The organism is Pseudomonas sp. LBUM1664 (assembly GCF_059695895.1).
This window is the reverse complement of sequence record NZ_CP166791.1, coordinates 5196814-5212706: the sequence shown is the minus strand read 5'-3', so window position 1 is coordinate 5212706 and position 15893 is coordinate 5196814. Positions and strand designations below refer to the sequence as shown.

At 58.0% G+C, this 15893-nt stretch carries 16 protein-coding genes and 1 other RNA gene; 10 read left to right on the top strand and 7 right to left on the bottom strand.

The window, feature by feature from the left end:
• Positions 1-32: 32 nt before the first annotated feature.
• Complete coding sequence (locus ACA047_RS24340; protein WP_497353724.1) at positions 33-1979, bottom strand: flavin monoamine oxidase family protein; 1947 nt, start codon at positions 1977-1979, stop codon at positions 33-35.
• Between the two features lie 202 nt (positions 1980-2181).
• Positions 2182-3078 carry a GlxA family transcriptional regulator gene (locus ACA047_RS24335; protein WP_497360526.1) on the bottom strand — a complete coding sequence of 299 codons (897 nt, stop codon included), beginning with the start codon at positions 3076-3078 and terminating at the stop codon, positions 2182-2184.
• Positions 3079-3321: 243 nt separating this feature from the next.
• Here ACA047_RS24335 and ACA047_RS24330 point away from each other — a divergent pair, with 243 nt between their 5' ends.
• Positions 3322-4458 (top strand): acyl-CoA dehydrogenase family protein, encoded by a 1137-nt coding sequence (locus ACA047_RS24330; protein WP_497353722.1) that lies wholly within the window; start codon positions 3322-3324, stop codon positions 4456-4458.
• 53 nt (positions 4459-4511) lie between these two features.
• On the opposite strand, the gene ACA047_RS24325 is transcribed toward ACA047_RS24330, so the two are convergent.
• Positions 4512-5552 (bottom strand): NADP(H)-dependent aldo-keto reductase, encoded by a 1041-nt coding sequence (locus ACA047_RS24325; RefSeq protein ID WP_497353720.1) that lies wholly within the window; start codon positions 5550-5552, stop codon positions 4512-4514.
• Between the two features lie 244 nt (positions 5553-5796).
• Here ACA047_RS24325 and rplM point away from each other — a divergent pair, with 244 nt between their 5' ends.
• The 7 genes from rplM to ACA047_RS24290 all read left to right on the top strand — a co-directional run bounded on the left by rplM (position 5797) and on the right by ACA047_RS24290 (position 10673).
• Positions 5797-6225, top strand: a complete 429-nt coding sequence (gene rplM / locus ACA047_RS24320) for a 50S ribosomal protein L13 (protein ID WP_003178186.1) — start codon at positions 5797-5799, stop codon at positions 6223-6225.
• Between the two features lie 14 nt (positions 6226-6239).
• Positions 6240-6632: a 30S ribosomal protein S9 gene (gene rpsI, locus ACA047_RS24315; protein WP_003178188.1), complete on the top strand. Its 393-nt coding sequence runs from the start codon at positions 6240-6242 to the stop codon at positions 6630-6632.
• A gap of 255 nt (positions 6633-6887) precedes the next feature.
• A complete protein-coding gene (gene petA / locus ACA047_RS24310) occupies positions 6888-7481 on the top strand; it encodes a ubiquinol-cytochrome c reductase iron-sulfur subunit (protein ID WP_497353717.1) in 594 nt (197 codons plus the stop codon).
• Positions 7481-8692: a cytochrome b gene (locus ACA047_RS24305; RefSeq protein WP_497353715.1), complete on the top strand. Its 1212-nt coding sequence runs from the start codon at positions 7481-7483 to the stop codon at positions 8690-8692. Before petA ends, ACA047_RS24305 begins: the two co-directional genes overlap by 1 nt.
• Positions 8692-9474, top strand: a complete 783-nt coding sequence (locus tag ACA047_RS24300; RefSeq protein ID WP_497353713.1) for a cytochrome c1 — start codon at positions 8692-8694, stop codon at positions 9472-9474. The genes ACA047_RS24305 and ACA047_RS24300 overlap by 1 nt, the downstream gene beginning before the upstream one ends.
• A gap of 151 nt (positions 9475-9625) precedes the next feature.
• Positions 9626-10243 carry a glutathione S-transferase N-terminal domain-containing protein gene (locus ACA047_RS24295; protein ID WP_003178195.1) on the top strand — a complete coding sequence of 206 codons (618 nt, stop codon included), beginning with the start codon at positions 9626-9628 and terminating at the stop codon, positions 10241-10243.
• A 16-nt stretch (positions 10244-10259) separates the two neighbouring features.
• Positions 10260-10673, top strand: a complete 414-nt coding sequence (locus ACA047_RS24290) for a ClpXP protease specificity-enhancing factor (protein WP_497353711.1) — start codon at positions 10260-10262, stop codon at positions 10671-10673.
• Between the two features lie 241 nt (positions 10674-10914).
• Here ACA047_RS24290 and ACA047_RS24285 read toward each other — a convergent pair whose 3' ends face one another.
• From ACA047_RS24285 to ACA047_RS24270, 4 genes are all read right to left on the bottom strand, one after another.
• Entirely contained in the window at positions 10915-11493 is a 579-nt protein-coding gene (locus tag ACA047_RS24285) for a BON domain-containing protein (RefSeq protein WP_497353709.1), read from the bottom strand.
• A complete protein-coding gene (locus tag ACA047_RS24280) occupies positions 11490-12083 on the bottom strand; it encodes a phosphoheptose isomerase (RefSeq protein WP_007904374.1) in 594 nt (197 codons plus the stop codon). The genes ACA047_RS24285 and ACA047_RS24280 overlap by 4 nt, the downstream gene beginning before the upstream one ends.
• 101 nt (positions 12084-12184) lie before the next feature.
• Positions 12185-12547 carry a YraN family protein gene (locus ACA047_RS24275; protein ID WP_497353706.1) on the bottom strand — a complete coding sequence of 121 codons (363 nt, stop codon included), beginning with the start codon at positions 12545-12547 and terminating at the stop codon, positions 12185-12187.
• Positions 12547-14358, bottom strand: a complete 1812-nt coding sequence (locus ACA047_RS24270) for a penicillin-binding protein activator (protein WP_497353704.1) — start codon at positions 14356-14358, stop codon at positions 12547-12549. The genes ACA047_RS24275 and ACA047_RS24270 overlap by 1 nt, the downstream gene beginning before the upstream one ends.
• 209 nt (positions 14359-14567) lie before the next feature.
• Between ACA047_RS24270 and rsmI the strand changes: the two genes are divergently transcribed.
• The gene (rsmI, locus tag ACA047_RS24265; protein ID WP_497353702.1) at positions 14568-15440 is read left to right on the top strand and encodes a 16S rRNA (cytidine(1402)-2'-O)-methyltransferase; all 873 of its coding nucleotides are present in this window, start codon (positions 14568-14570) and stop codon (positions 15438-15440) included.
• 94 nt (positions 15441-15534) lie between these two features.
• An RNA gene (rnpB, locus tag ACA047_RS24260) (RNase P RNA component class A) lies at positions 15535-15888 on the top strand.
• The last annotated feature ends 5 nt before the right edge of the window (positions 15889-15893 follow it).

Here is a 15893-nt window from a genome sequence, read left to right as displayed (position 1 = left end):
CGTTGTGCATGGCTCCAGGGGGCAGGAGGACGTCAGGTTCCGATTTTATAGTGCGGATAGTCACTCATGGTAAAACCACCATTGAAGGTCGCGGCGGTTTTGTCGCAGATATGAATGACCGCATCGACAGCACCCCGAAAGCAAGGCTCTGTCCAGCCAGCATCGACTGAAAACGACTCTCCGGAAAAGTACAGACCTGAAACGTGTGCGAAGTCCCTGTTGTACTTCATCAGGCTTACGGCATCGTAGTAGGTGCCGGGTCGGTATAGCTTTGCGCAACCCAGCGAATTTTTATCGGTCATCCAGCGGTGCACCACGGCTTGGTCAAGACCGATGTAGGGAGAAATTTTCTCCTGGACATTGGCGGAGTTCATGAGAATCCGATCCAGTTCCTCGGCGCACTTGATCACCAGTTCTTTGTCGGTGAATGAGGCGAGTTTGGTGGCGTCATCCTCCCACGTGTAACTTAGGAGAATGCAGTCGTAGCTGTAATTTTCGTTATAGCGGTAGGTGTAGACGTCGTGGATGAAACTGTCGGTGACGATGGCCTGGGGGATTTTGCTGTTGTTCGAAAGGAATGTTTTTTTCAAGGGCGCGAAGACTTTGCAACTGGTCTCCCAGTGGGCCATTTTATAGGCATTTATCGTCTCGAAAGGCAGCATTTGCGGCGTAAAGTTTTCAAGTTTGATACGAGTTTCAATCAGCCAGGAGGGCAGTGTCATGATGACCGAATCGAAGTCATCGAAGTGCTCCTGGGTTTGCTCGGGTTGGCTGTGTTTGCGGTTGAAGTAGACACGGGTTTTCTGGTTGGTCAGTTTTCTTAATTTTGTGACGGATGAGTCCGTGAGCAAACCGTTGTTTCTTTCCTGGCAATGTTCGTAGAAAGATTTTGCGTTTTCCTCAGGTTTCATGAACAACAGGCATTCGTCCAGCGCCGCGAGTCCGATGTACCTTGGCCTATTAAAGCTCCGCCCCATAGAGTCAAAAACGGCTTCACTGTGCAGGTAGGGTGAATCTAACGGATCGCCAGTCGAGCCCACCCGACCATGGACCAGTTGCAATTGGCTGCTGAATCCAAAAATGGCGGTGCGCAGGGGATAAAGGGAGCAGACATCGTAGAAGGCGCCCCAGCTACCGTCGCCGATGCCAATTGCGTAGAAAATCGCGGACTCTTTTGCGGACATTCCCATCCCGCCAAAATCCCCCGGCGAGCGCTTATCCCAAGTTTGCAAGAGAGGCATGCTCACCAGGTCGCGAAACGATACGTTCTCGTATTTCGCGACAATAGCGGCCCAGATGCTTTCCCACTCTTCACTGGCATAAGCCTCTGCGACGTGCCGAGTCATACGGTCGGCAAAGGCTTTCCATTTGGCATGAACATCTTGCAGTTCCTGGCCGGGAGGTGGTGTCTCCCCATCTTCATTTTTCCAGATCAACATCTGCGGATTCGGTCCGCCGCCCGTGCTGCCCTCTCGCAGATAGATACCGGTCGAGCGGACCCATTGGGTTCCTGGATTGGCGAAGTCTGAGATCGATAAGCTAAATATCTTGGCGTAGTAAGCCATCAGCGACCGTCCCTCTGTTGGTGGCTCATCCGCCTGGTTGAAGAAGGGCATGCGCATGGCGCCCATTTCAAAGGGTGTATGGCTAGCGCTGGAGGGGGCGCTTCCAGGAACGGTCAGGTGTCTGCCGCCTATGCGCCTGGATTGTTCTATAAGGGTTATATGGGTGAAGCCACAACGATAAAGTTCTCTGGCGGCGGTCAATCCGGTGATGCCGGCACCAATAATGCAAATTTTATGCTGCGGATCGGTGGCCTTGGCGATGCCGTTTTCCTGCTCGACCAACGCCCGGTAGTCGAAGCACAAATCGGGTGGGTTTGGAAAGCGAGCTGCCCATTTGTTTTCAATCGAGCGCTTGGTTCGAACGACTTCCTTGGCGACTAAGGATGGGTAGTTATAGCTTGATCCGATGGTCATTGTTGCTCTTCCCTGATGGTGTTTTCAGGGAGTGATGTTGAAATACTCATCCGGTGATGTATGTGAGCAAAATCCAGTAATCAGGCGCTCTGCATTCCGCTTTTTATGTAGGAATGTGCAAGAAGGGCCGGTCTTCCGCACACAAGATCCAATGTGGGGGCTAGGCTGTTCGCCCCACATTGGATTGCATTCACCCCTTGTTTCAGGCCGCCTGCTGAAACTGCTGCCGATACTGGTTCGGCGACAGCTCGGTATGTTGCCGAAACAGCCGTGCAAAAAAGCTCGCATCGTCGTAGCCGACTTCATAGCTGATGGTCTTGATGCTTTTGCGGCTGCCGGAGAGCAGGCCCTTGGCGGTTTCTATCCGCAGCCGTTGCAGGTAGTGCAGTGGCTTGTCACCCGTGGCGGTCTGGAAGCGGCGCATGAAGTTGCGGATGCTCATGCCGTGTTCCCGGGCGACGTCCTCGAAGCGGAACTTGTCGGCGAAGTGCTCCTCGAGCCAGTGCTGGATCTGCAGGATGATCACATCCTGGTGCAGTTTCTGCCCCCCGAAACCGATTCTGCCGGGCGAGTAACTGCGCTGCACTTCGTACAGGATATCCCGCGCCACGGCCTGGGCCACGTTGGCGCCGCAGAAGCGTTCGATGAGGTAAATGTAAAGGTCGCAGGCCGAGGTCGTGCCGGCGGCGCAGAACAGATTGTCGGCGTCGGTCAGGTGCTTGTCCTGGTTCAGGTGCACCTGGGGGAAGCGCTCCTTGAAGGCATTGAAGAAACGCCAGTAAGTAGTGGCTTCCTTGCCATCGAGCAGTCCGGCCTCGGCCAGCCAGAATACCCCGGTGGCTTCGCCGCAGAGTACGGCGCCGCGGGCGTGTTGTTCGCGCAGCCAGGGCAGGATCTGAGGATAGCGTTGGCAGAGGCTGGCGAAATCATCCCAGAAGGCCGGAAGGATGATCACATCGGTATCTTCCAGGCCACCGTCCACTGGCATGATCACGTCGCTGAAGCTGTTCACCGGTTTGCCGTCGGGGCTGACCAGCCGGGTTTCGAATGCCGGTGTCAGGCCGTGGCCCAGTTGTTTGCCATAGCGCAGGCTGGCCAGATGGAAAAAATCCTTGGCTTGCATGAGGGTGGAAGCGAAAACCTGGTCAATCGCCAGGATGCTGACGCGCCGCAAAGGCGTGGAGACATGCATAGACATAATTCATCTTTATTTTTATAGGGGAAAGTGGTCATCAGACGGCTGGATCGTCTTATTTTTTGTCGGATGTGTCCAGTGTCCTGTCGTACACCGCAGGCTAGGCTCTGTCGGATAACCACGCCCGACAATAACCAAAGGTGCGCCATGATCCCAAGAACCCTGTTCAGCCCCGAGCACGAATTGTTTCGCGACAGCGTACGAACCTTCCTCGAAAAAGAAGCCGTTCCGTACCACAGTCAGTGGGAAAAACAGGGGCATGTCGATCGTCAGCTCTGGAACAAAGCAGGGGAGGCGGGGATGTTGTGCTCGCATCTTCCAGAAGCCTATGGCGGGCTGGAAGCAGACTTCCTCTACAGTACGGTGGTAATCGAGGAGATCGGGCGTCTGGGGCTGACAGGGATCGGTTTCTCGCTGCATTCAGACATCGTCGCGCCGTACATCCTGCATTACGGCAGCGAAGCGCTTAAACACAAGTACCTGCCCAAATTGGTGTCGGGTGAAATGGTCACGGCCATCGCCATGACCGAACCGGGTGCTGGTTCCGACCTGCAAGGCGTGAGGACGACGGCGGTGCTGGACGGCGATGAATATGTCATCAATGGCTCTAAGACTTTCATCACCAATGGCTTCCTGGCTGACTTGGTGATCGTGGTCGCCAAGACCGACCCGAAGGCTGGCGCCAAGGGCACCAGCCTGTTCCTGGTGGAGGCGGGCACGCCTGGCTTCGAAAAGGGCAAGCGCCTGGAAAAAGTCGGCATGAAGGCCCAGGACACGTCGGAGTTGTTCTTCCAGGACGTCCGCGTGCCGAAGGAAAACCTCTTGGGGCAGGCCGGAATGGGCTTCGCCTACCTGATGCAGGAACTGCCTCAAGAGCGCCTGACCGTCGCCATCGGCGGCCTGGCTTCGGCCGAAGCGGCGCTGCAATGGACGCTGAGCTACACGCGCGAGCGCAAGGCGTTTGGCAAGTCCATCGCGGACTTCCAGAATACCCGCTTCAAACTGGCGGAAATGGCCACCGAGATCCAGATCGGCCGGGTTTTCGTCGACCGCTGCCTGGAGTTGCACCTGCAAGGCAAGCTCGACGTGCCGACGGCGGCAATGGCCAAGTACTGGGGCACCGACCTGCAATGCAAGGTGCTCGACGAATGCGTGCAGTTGCATGGCGGTTACGGCTTTATGTGGGAATACCCGATTGCCCGGGCGTGGGCTGATGCGCGGGTGCAGCGGATTTATGCCGGGACCAATGAAATCATGAAGGAGATCATTGCGCGGTCGCTGTAATGCTGCGCGATCGTTCCCGCGCAGAGCGTGGGAACGATCGAACGATCAAGGAATCAAGGCGCTGGATTTGGATGATCCTTGTGGATCGCCTCGATCCCCGTCAGCACTTCATTCGACAGCTTCAGGTCGAAGCTGGCTATGTTGCTGTCCAGCTGCTCCAGCGTGGTGGCACCAATGATGTTGCTGGTCACGAACGGCTGCTGTGTGACGAACGCCAGGGCCATCTGGGCCGGGTCCAGGCCATGTTCGCGGGCCAGGGCCACATAGCGGCTGCATGCGGCTTCCGATTGCGGGTTGAAGTAGCGCATGAAGCGGCTGTAGAGCGTCAGGCGACCCTTGGCTGGCCGTGCGCCACCTTCATATTTACCCGACAGAAAGCCGAACGCCAATGGCGAGTAAGCCAGCAGACCGCACTGCTCACGGATGGCGATTTCCGCAAGGCCGATCTCGAAGCTGCGGTTGAGCAGATTGTACGGATTCTGGATCGACACCGCTCGCGGCCAGCCACGCGCTTGGGCCAGGGCCAGGAATTTCATGGTGCCCCATGGCGTTTCGTTGGACAGGCCAATGTGGCGGATCTTGCCGGCCCGGACCTGTTCATCCAGGGCTTCGAGGGTTTCCTCCAGCGGGGTGAAATCTTCGTCGGCCTTGTGCTTGTAGCCCAATTGGCCAAAGAAATTGGTGCTGCGCTCCGGCCAGTGCAATTGGTAAAGATCGATCCAGTCGGTCTGCAGGCGCTTGAGGCTGGCGTCCACCGCTTCGACGATGTGGCGGCGGTTGTGCTTGAGGTTTTTGTCGCGGATGTAGTCAATGGTATTGCCGGGGCCGGCGATCTTGCTCGCCAGGATCCAGTCGGCACGGTCGCCGCGGCTTTTGAAATAATTGCCGATGTAGCGCTCGGTGGTGGCGTAGGTCTCGGCCTTTGGCGGTACTGGATACATCTCGGCGGTGTCGATGAAATTGATCCCGGCACCCTTGGCGCGTTCAATCTGGGCGAAGGCCTCGGCCTCGCTGTTCTGCTCGCCCCAGGTCATGGTTCCGAGGCACAGGGCGCTCACGTTTAGATCGGTACGGCCTAGCTGGCGATAGTCCATCGGGAACTCCTTGGCAAAACAATCATAAAAGCAGGTTGAATTATTTTTCGCAATCTGCATAATTGCGCACCTCTTTCTGCAGTGGAAGTGATGCGCCGCCGCCGAAGAATCTTGCCGTTGAACGGACGCGCCGACCCGAGCCCCCGAAAGCGTCTGTATCCGGCTGCCTTTGACTTGTCAAAGTACGCACTATTCAGTAAGATCCGCCGTCTAATTTACAGGGCGGCCCCTGAGGCTATAAAGAATGAAAACTTTTACTGCTAAACCGGAAACAGTAAAGCGCGACTGGTTTGTCGTCGACGCTGCTGGTCAGACCCTGGGTCGTCTGGCCACCGAAATCGCGAGCCGTCTGCGTGGCAAGCACAAGCCTGAGTACACCCCTCACGTTGACACCGGTGACTACATCGTCGTGATCAATGCTGAGCAAGTACGTGTTACTGGCGCTAAAACCACTGACAAAATGTACTACTCCCACTCCGGTTTTCCTGGCGGCATCAAGTCGATCAACTTCGAAAAGCTGATCGCCAAAGCCCCTGAGCGCGTGCTCGAGACCGCGGTTAAAGGCATGCTGCCTAAGAACCCGCTGGGTCGCGACATGTATCGTAAGCTGAAGGTTTATGCGGGCGCTGCTCACCCTCATACTGCTCAGCAGCCCCAAGAACTGAAGTTTTAACGGAATAGTTCATTATGTCGGCGACTCAAAATTACGGCACTGGCCGTCGCAAGACTGCAACCGCACGCGTTTTCCTGCGTCCGGGCACTGGTAACATCTCCATCAACAACCGCACCCTGGATAACTTCTTCGGCCGCGAAACTGCCCGCATGGTAGTTCGTCAGCCGCTGGAACTGACCGAGACCGTCGAGAAATTCGACATCTACGTCACTGTTATCGGTGGTGGTGTAAGTGGTCAAGCTGGCGCAATCCGCCACGGCATCACTCGCGCCCTGATGGATTACGACGAAACTCTGCGCGGTGCTCTGCGCAAAGCCGGCTTCGTAACTCGCGATGCTCGCGAAGTTGAACGTAAGAAAGTCGGTCTGCGTAAAGCGCGTAAGCGTCCGCAGTACTCGAAGCGTTAATTCGCTTTCGCGTTCAAAAGGCGCCCAGTTCCTCACGGAGCTGGGCGTTTTTTTATGGGCGAAAGATTTATGCTGTGACAACTTGCCACATCCGTAGAGCCCCTATACTACAAGGCTTGGCGGTTTGACCGCTTGGTAATTACCTTGTCAATACTGGGGGTTTTCATTACCATTCGGCAAAATTTTTATAAGTTCAGATTTTTACTTAGTAGACGCCTGATTTAACAGGCCACAAAGCTGATGGGAGAGGACTGAATGAGCAATGACGGCGTGAATGCAGGCCGGCGTCGCTTCTTGGTAGCAGCCACATCCGTGGTGGGTGCTGCAGGAGCGGTGGGGGCTGCGGTCCCGTTCGTGGGGTCATGGTTTCCCAGTGCCAAGGCGAAAGCTGCAGGTGCACCGGTGAAAGTGAATGTCAGCAAGATCGAGCCAGGCCAGCAGATGATTGCTGAATGGCGAGGTCAGCCGGTGTTCATCGTCCGCCGTACCGAGGAAATCCTGGGGAATCTGAAAAAGATCGAGGGTCAGTTGTCTGACCCCACCTCCAAGAACTCGACGCAACCGACCTATGTCGACCCGGAGACGCGTTCGATCAAGCCAGAAATCCTGTTGCTGATCGGGATCTGCACGCACCTGGGTTGCTCGCCAACGTTCCGTCCCGAAGTGGCCCCTGCCGACTTGGGCAAGGACTGGGTAGGTGGTTATTTCTGCCCTTGCCACGGTTCCCACTATGACCTGGCGGGTCGCGTCTACAAATCGCAGCCTGCACCTCTGAACCTGCCAGTTCCCCCGCATTCCTATGAGTCGGACGAGATCATTGTCATCGGCGTCGATACGGAGAAAGCGTGATGAGCAAATTCATGGAATGGGTTGATGCGCGCTTTCCCGCGACCAAAATGTGGGAAGACCATCTCAGCAAGTATTACGCTCCGAAAAATTTCAACTTCTTCTACTTCTTTGGCTCCCTGGCATTGCTCGTTCTGGTCAACCAGATCGTCACCGGTGTCTGGCTGACCATGAGCTACACCCCTTCGGCGGAAGAAGCGTTTGCCTCCGTCGAATACATCATGCGCGACGTCGAGTACGGTTCGATCCTGCGCCTGCTGCACTCCACCGGCGCTTCGGCGTTCTTCATCGTGGTTTACTTGCACATGTTCCGTGGCCTGCTCTACGGTTCGTACCAGAAGCCTCGTGAGTTGGTGTGGGTCTTCGGCATGTTGATCTACCTGGCGCTGATGGCCGAGGCCTTCATGGGCTACCTGCTGCCGTGGGGCCAGATGTCCTACTGGGGCGCCCAGGTGATCATCTCGCTGTTCGGTGCGATCCCGGTCATCGGGGACGACCTGACCCAGTGGATCCGCGGTGACTACCTGATCTCGGGCATTACCCTGAACCGCTTCTTCGCCCTGCATGTGGTGGCCCTGCCGATCGTTATCCTCGGCCTGGTGGTGCTGCACATTCTGGCCCTGCACGAAGTCGGCTCGAACAACCCGGACGGTGTGGACATCAAGAAACACAAGGACGAGAACGGCGTGCCGCTGGATGGCATCGCCTTCCACCCGTACTACACCGTGAAAGATATCGTCGGCGTGGTGGTCTTCCTGTTCATCTTCTGCTCCATCGTGTTCTTCTTCCCGGAGATGGGCGGTTACTTCCTCGAGAAGCCGAACTTCGAACAGGCGAACGCCTTCAAGACCCCTGAGCACATTGCCCCGGTCTGGTATTTCACGCCGTTCTACGCAATTTTGCGGGCGATCCCGGACAAGCTGATGGGCGTTATCGCCATGGGCGCGGCCATCGCTGTGCTGTTCGTCCTGCCGTGGCTGGACCGCAGCCCCGTCAAGTCGATGCGCTACAAGGGATGGCTGAGCAAGATCTGGCTCTGGGTGTTCTGCATCTCGTTCGTGATCCTGGGCGTGCTGGGCGTACTGGCACCAACACCGGGCCGTACGCTGCTCTCGCAGGTCTGCACCTTCCTGTACTTCGCCTACTTCATTCTGATGCCGTTCTACACCAGGCTCGAGAAGACCAAACCGGTTCCGGAAAGGGTGACTGGCTGATGAAAAAGCTATTTGCTGTACTGATTCTTGCTGCTATGCCTGTATTGTCCTTCGCGGCCGAACACGGTGGTCCAGAGCTGGAAAAAGTCGACATCGACGTTTCCGATAAAGCTGCCCTGCAGGACGGCGCGCGTACGTTCGCCAACTACTGCATGGGTTGCCACAGTGCCAAGTTCCAGCGTTACGAGCGCGTAGCGGATGACTTGGGCATTCCTCATGAACTGATGCTCGAGAAGCTGGTGTTCACCGGTGCCAAGCTTGGCGACCACATGAACATCGGCATGCAGCCGGTGGATGCCAAGGCCTGGTTCGGCGCTGCGCCGCCCGACCTGACCCTGGTAGCACGTGTGCGTGGTACCGACTGGCTCTACGGTTACCTGCGTTCGTTCTATGAAGATCCTGCGCGTCCATGGGGCGTGAACAACAAGGTCTTCCCGAACGTCGGCATGCCGAACGTTCTGGTCGGCCTGCAGGGTCGTCAGGTGGTAGGCTGTAAGCAGGTTCAGATCGTCGAAAACGGCAAGAAGCAATACGACCCGTTGACCGGCACCGCTTTGACTCACGAAGCATGCGACCAACTGACCGTATTGCCGAACACCGGCAGCCTGACGCCAGAGCAGTTCGACGAGAAGGTCAAGAATCTGGTGACCTTCCTGGCCTACTCAGCCAACCCGGTGAAGCTGGAGCATCAGCGCATCGGTACGTATGTTTTGCTGTACCTGGCGTTCTTCTTCGTATTCGCTTATCTGCTCAAGCGTGAATACTGGAAAGACGTGCATTGATAAAGCTGTAAGCCATTGCTGTTAATCGTGCGCGCCCAAGGGCGTCTCTGAAAATGTAACGAGCCTGGTCGGCCAGGTGTTACGGGAGACGCTTTCTGGGCGCGCTCGTTTTTCCGTTTTTCGATAATTTCAACAAGCGAGGAGGATCGCCATGGGCGTGACCAATCGGTTGGCCTGTTACTCCGACCCCGCCGACCACTATTCCCACCGGGTACGTATCGTACTGGCAGAGAAGGGTGTCAGCGCCGAGATCATTTACGTCGAAGCGGGCCGTCAGCCGCCGAAGCTGATCGAGGTGAACCCTTACGGCAGTCTGCCCACACTGGTCGATCGTGACCTGGCATTGTGGGAGTCGACCGTGGTGATGGAATACCTGGATGAGCGTTATCCGCATCCGCCTTTACTGCCGGTGTACCCTGTCGCGCGTGCCAACAGTCGTTTGCTGATCCATCGCATCCAGCGTGACTGGTGCGGGTTGGTGGATCTGATCCTGGATTCACGGACCAAGGAGCCAGCGCGGGTTGTGGCGCGTAAAGAGTTGCGTGAAAGCCTGACTGGCGTATCGCCGCTGTTCGTCGACAAGCCGTTCTTCCTCAGCGAGGAACAAAGTCTGGTGGATTGCTGCCTATTGCCAATACTCTGGCGTTTGCCGATTCTGGGTATTGAACTGCCGCGGCCTGCCAAGCCGCTGCTTGATTATATGGAGCGCCAATTTGCGCGTGAGGCTTTCCAGGCGAGTCTGTCTGGTGTCGAACGCGACATGCGCTAAGGCTTAGGGAGCCGCTATGAACTCCAGTCGACCTTATCTGGTCCGCGCGCTCTACGAGTGGATTGTGGATAACGATTGCACCCCACACATGCTGGTCAACGCCGAGTATCCATCGGTTCAGGTGCCGCAGGGTTTTGCCAACGACGGGCAGATTGTCCTGAACGTATCGCCGGCCGCCGTGCGTCACTTGCACATGGACAACGACGCCGTCAGCTTCGAAGGGCGCTTCGGTGGCGTGCCACATACCCTGTACGTGCCTGTCGCCTCGATCCTGGGGATTTACGCCCGGGAGAACGGCCAGGGCATGGTGTTTGAGCTTGAGGCGCCTCTGGAAGGCGAAGAGGAGCTTGAACCGGATGATGACCTGCCGCCACCGGACGATGAGCCGCCGCGTCCCAGCGGCCGGCCAAGTCTGAAAGTGGTGAAGTAGCTGGCAGGTGTAAAAAAGGCGATCCAATCGCTGGCTGTGTGAAAACCCAGCAATCTGCTGGCCGGTTAAAGAGAATGCCCGTATCGCGAGATGCGGGCATTTTTCTTAAAACAGTGCGGTGGTTGGTGTGTATACCCGTTTTACGGTAACGGATATACACACCGACCAACCCTGAAATCGAAGCCAAAAAAAACGGCGCTTTCCCACCTGGGAAAAGCGCCGTTTCTGAGCCAGCGATGTATCAGTCGATGTACTCGAACAGCTTGACGATCTTCTGCACGCCGGAAACGCCTTGCACCAGGGCGGTCGCCTGGGCGGCCTCCTGCTTGGTCAGCAGACCCAGCAGATAGACGATACCGTTCTCGGTCACGACCTTGATGCGCGAGCCGGGAATGCTGGCGTCGGTGAGCATCTGGGTCTTGATCTTGGTGGTCAGCCAGGTGTCGTTCTGCCGTGCCAGCAGCGAGGAGGGCGCCAGCACCTGCAATTCGTTGTGCACGGTCTTGACCCGCTGCACTTCGCTGGCAGCTTGCTCGGCCTTGGCCTTGAGGTCCGCGCGTGGGGTCTGGCCGGCCAGCAGCACAACACCGTTGAAGCTGGTGACGACGATGTGCGAGTTGTTGTCCAGGTCCGGGTCGGCCTTGGCGATGTTCACGCCAGCCTTGGTTTCGATCAGAGAGTCGTCGATTTTGCTGCCGAAGGTGCGGGTGCCGCGGTCGTCTTCAATCGGCTTTTCCCGGCTGGCGTTAACCACCGATGTGCAGCCGCTGATGCCGAGGCACAGGGTCAGGGCCAGAAGGCCTAGGCGATTAGGGGTCATTCTTCACTCCCGAACAGTTGGCTGTCGATCAAGTCGCAAAGGCAGTGGATCGCCAGCAGGTGGACTTCCTGGATACGTGCAGTGACATTGGCCGGTACGCGGATCTCGACGTCTTCAGGCAATAGCAATGACGCCATGCCACCGCCATCACGACCGGTCAATGCTACGACAATCATTTCACGATCATGTGCGGCCTGGATCGCTTGAATAATATTGGCCGAGTTGCCGCTGGTGGAAATCGCCAGCAGCACATCGCCGGGCTGGCCCAGGGCGCGGATCTGTTTGGAGAAAATTTCGTTGTAGCTGTAGTCGTTGGCGATTGAGGTGATCGTCGAGCTGTCGGTGGTCAGTGCAATGGCTGGCAGGCTCGGGCGCTCGCGCTCGAATCGGTTGAGCAGCTCCGACGAGAAGTGCTGGGCGTCGCCGGCAGAACCGCCATTGCCACACGAGAGCATTTTGCCTTCATTCAGCAGGGCATTGACCATCACTTGGCTGGCTTGCTCGATGTGCGGTGCAAGTACGTCCATCGCCTGTTGCTTGGTGTCGATACTGGCCTGAAAAAGCTGGCGAATTCGCGATTGCATGTCCATCTGTGTGACCTTAAGTAGCGCGGCTTATCGGCACAAACATGTGCGGCGCGCAAAGCAAAGAGCAAAAAAGTATGTAAAGGTGTCCGGCTTGCCATGGACGTTCAACTGTCGAAGGCGTTCTGCAGCCAGTTCAACTGATCGGCGTTGCTGTCGATGGCAACCACGTCGAAGCGGCAGGGGTGATCGGCCCAGCGAGACTCACTTTGCAGAAAATACTGCGCGGCGAAAATCAGCTTCTGGCGCTTACGCTCGTCGATGCTGTCGAGCGCACCACCCCATTGGGTGTTTTTTCTGTAGCGGACTTCGACGAATACTACTGTATCGCCGTCAAGCATGACCAGATCAAGCTCACCGCGTTTGCACAACCAGTTCTGCGTCAGGAGTCGCAGACCTTGTTGCTGAAGGTGCGCGAGGGCCTGGCCCTCGGCATCCCGTCCGCTTTGCTGGCGTGATCGGTCAGGCATCAGCGCTGGGTGTCCGGCAGGCGCTGCACTTGGCCATTGACGAACTCGGCCCAGGGCAATTGGCGCTGCACGCGCTGGGACTGAGACACCGCCAGGCTGCCGGTCAGGCCTTCGATTCGGCTGTCCGGCAGCGCCTTGAGTTGACCCAGGCGCGGTGCCAGGCGATAGGCGTCTGCGCCCATCGCGTACAACCGGCCCATGCTGCCACCCGCCTGGGGCCACTGAGCAGTGACCTGCTTGCGCAGTGGGTCATTGGCATCGAGCAGCCACGGCGTTTCGCAGAAGCGAACGCCATTCATGTCGTTGTACTGGTTCTGGTCGCCGCTGGCGCTGAACACCAGAGAGGTTGCGTAGACCGGCACGTCGCCGGCGTACTGGAAGTTCAGGGTCGGCTTGATCTGCTGGGCCTGTTGTGGCGTCGACGCCAGGAAGATGAACTCGATGTCCTGGCGACGGGACGGTTGGGCCGCTACCGTGGTGCCCACCGTACTTTGCAGGCTCTTGGCGCGGCCTTCGCTCTGACGCAGCTGGAACATGTCGGCGATCTGCTGGGCCAGTTGTACCGGCTGGTCAACACGTTCAATGGCAACGATGGTGCCGCCGTTGGCCTGCCAGTCCTGGCTGAACGCCTTCAGGACGCGATCACCCCATTCGCCTTTCGGCACCATGGCGGCAGCGCGATGCAGGCCGTCGGCACGGGCGCGACGGGAAACTTCGCGGGCTTCATCCTCGGCAGCCAGGCCGAACTGGAACAGTTGGGCCGGGCCTTGTTCGCCTTCGCTGTAGTTCAGCGCCAGGGTGGTGATCGGCAATTGCGGGCGGGCGCTGAGCTGTTTGACCAGTGGTTTTTCCAACGGCCCGACGACCAGTTGCACGCCGTCGGCCTGGGCCTTGCGATAGAACTCGTCCATGGAGGTCAGGCTTGAGCTGTCATAAAACTGAATGCTCGGCGGGTTCTGACCGGCCTGTTGGGCCTGGTAGTGCGCTGCCATGAAGCCTTCGCGCAAGGCTTTGGCGACGGTGGCCAATGGGCCATTCTGAGGCAGAAGCAGGGCGATCTTGCTCAGTGGCTGGCTCGCCAACTCCTTGAGCTTGACCAGCGGTGTCGGCAATTGGAGCGCGGCCGGGTGCTTCGGGTTTTGTTCGCGCCAGTGGTCGATGGCGGCTTGCTGCTGTTCCAGGGTCCCGGCGGTTTTCACGGCCTGGGCCAGGCTCAGCCAGCCACCGAGGTCGTCGGTGGTGGTCGGTTGCAGTTGATCGGTAGGCAGCGAGGCGATGAGCGACCAGATCGCTTCGTGGTTTTTCGCTGCGGCCTCGTTCTGGAGCAGGGGCGCGATGAAGATCCGCTCCTTGGCGGCCGCCAGGGTCTGGCCATCGGCCTCAAGGGCGCGGGCGCGGACGGTGCCGGTGCGGACCTGCTGTTCCACTGGCATTTCGCTCAAGTGTTGCAGGCTCGGATGGCTCAGGGCGGTCAGCGCTGCTTTGGGCTGGTTACGCGTCATTGCCAGTTCGGCCGCCAAGGTGCTGGCGAAAATCTGCTGGCCGGGCTTGAGTTGCTCCATCGGCACTTGTTGCAGGATCTGTGCGGACTGGCCTGCATTGCCCTGGCGGTAGGCCAGGTCTGCTGCACTCAGGCGCAACAGGGCGGCTTTTTCTGGTGTTTTGCTTTGGGCGGCCTGTTCGAGCAACTGCTCGATACTGGCATCCGGGGTCCGTGGGAGTTCGCCAAGGCTGGACGAGGGCGAGCTGGCGCAGGCCGCCAGGAGGGCAGCGAGGCAGAGGGCGGAGAGCAGCCGCAGGCAAGCGATCATGTAAGTGTTCCTGATACGAGATCAAATTAGCGTCGAATTGTACCCAAGCACTGGCCGGGGCGCGATGTTAGTGGCGTGAATCGATCAATTTAGGTATTTCAAATGTTGCGGTGCAGCACAAAAGGCCACCTGGCAGTGAAGCGCTACGAACAGCCGTGACGCCCGCTACGCGTTACAATGGCGGTTTTACCGATCATGAGGTGTGCGCTTTGACTGCTCCAGGTGCTTTGAATTCCGCTGCCGGCTCGCTTTATGTGGTGGCGACGCCCATCGGCAACCTGGACGATATCAGTGCCCGGGCGCTGAAAATTCTGCAGGAAGTCGCTCTCATCGCGGCCGAAGACACCCGTCACTCCCAGCGCCTGCTTCAGCACTTCGGCATTTCCACGCCGTTGGCGGCCTGTCACGAACACAACGAACGGGATGAAGGCAGTCGTTTCATCACCCGTCTGTTGGCGGGCGACAACGTGGCGCTGATTTCCGACGCGGGTACGCCGCTGATTTCCGACCCCGGCTACCACTTGGTGCGACAGGCCCGGGCGGCCGGCATCAGTGTGGTGCCGGTACCGGGGGCCTGTGCATTAATCGCGGCGCTGTCGGCGGCCGGCTTGCCGTCGGACCGTTTTATCTTCGAAGGCTTTCTGCCAGCCAAAGCGGTGGGGCGGCGGGCGCGGCTGGAGTCTATAAAGGAAGAACCACGCACGCTGATTTTTTACGAAGCACCGCACCGCATTCTTGAATGCCTGCAAGACATGGAGTTGGTGTTCGGTCCCGAGCGTCCGGCGCTCCTGGCCCGTGAGCTGACCAAAACCTTTGAAACCCTCAAGGGGCTGCCGTTGGCGCAGTTGCGCGCCTTCGTCGAAAATGACAGTAACCAGCAGCGCGGCGAATGTGTCGTGCTGGTGGCGGGCTGGACGGCGCCGGAAAGTGAGGAGGCCGTCAGCAGCGAAGCGATGCGCATCCTGAACCTGCTGCTTGAGGAAATGCCCCTCAAGCGCGCCGCTGCCCTCGCGGCGCAGATCACCGGCGAGCGCAAAAACGTGCTGTATCAGGTCGCCCTGGAAAAACAGAAGACCCAGTGAAGCCCGATGGGTCAGTGGTTGCACGGGTTGCTGGAGTGGCTAAAGGCTTTTAGCGCTTGTTCTTCGGGCGCTCTGCCGTTAACCTTCGCGGTGGAGAGTCGATCGGACAGTCGCTGCCTTCTATGAAAATTAGAGGGGGGAGGAAAGTCCGGGCTCCATAGGGCGAAGTGCCAGGTAATGCCTGGGAGGCGTGAGCCTACGGAAAGTGCCACAGAAAATAACCGCCTAAGCGTTTCGGCGCAGGTAAGGGTGAAAAGGTGCGGTAAGAGCGCACCGCACGGCTGGCAACAGTTCGTGGCTAGGTAAACCCCACTTGGAGCAAGACCAAATAGGGTCCCAAGGCGTGGCCCGCGCTGGGACCGGGTAGGTTGCTAAAGATGTCCAGTGATGGCCATCGTAGACGAATGACTGTTCAAGACAGAACCCGGCTTACAGATCGACTCTCCACCTTTT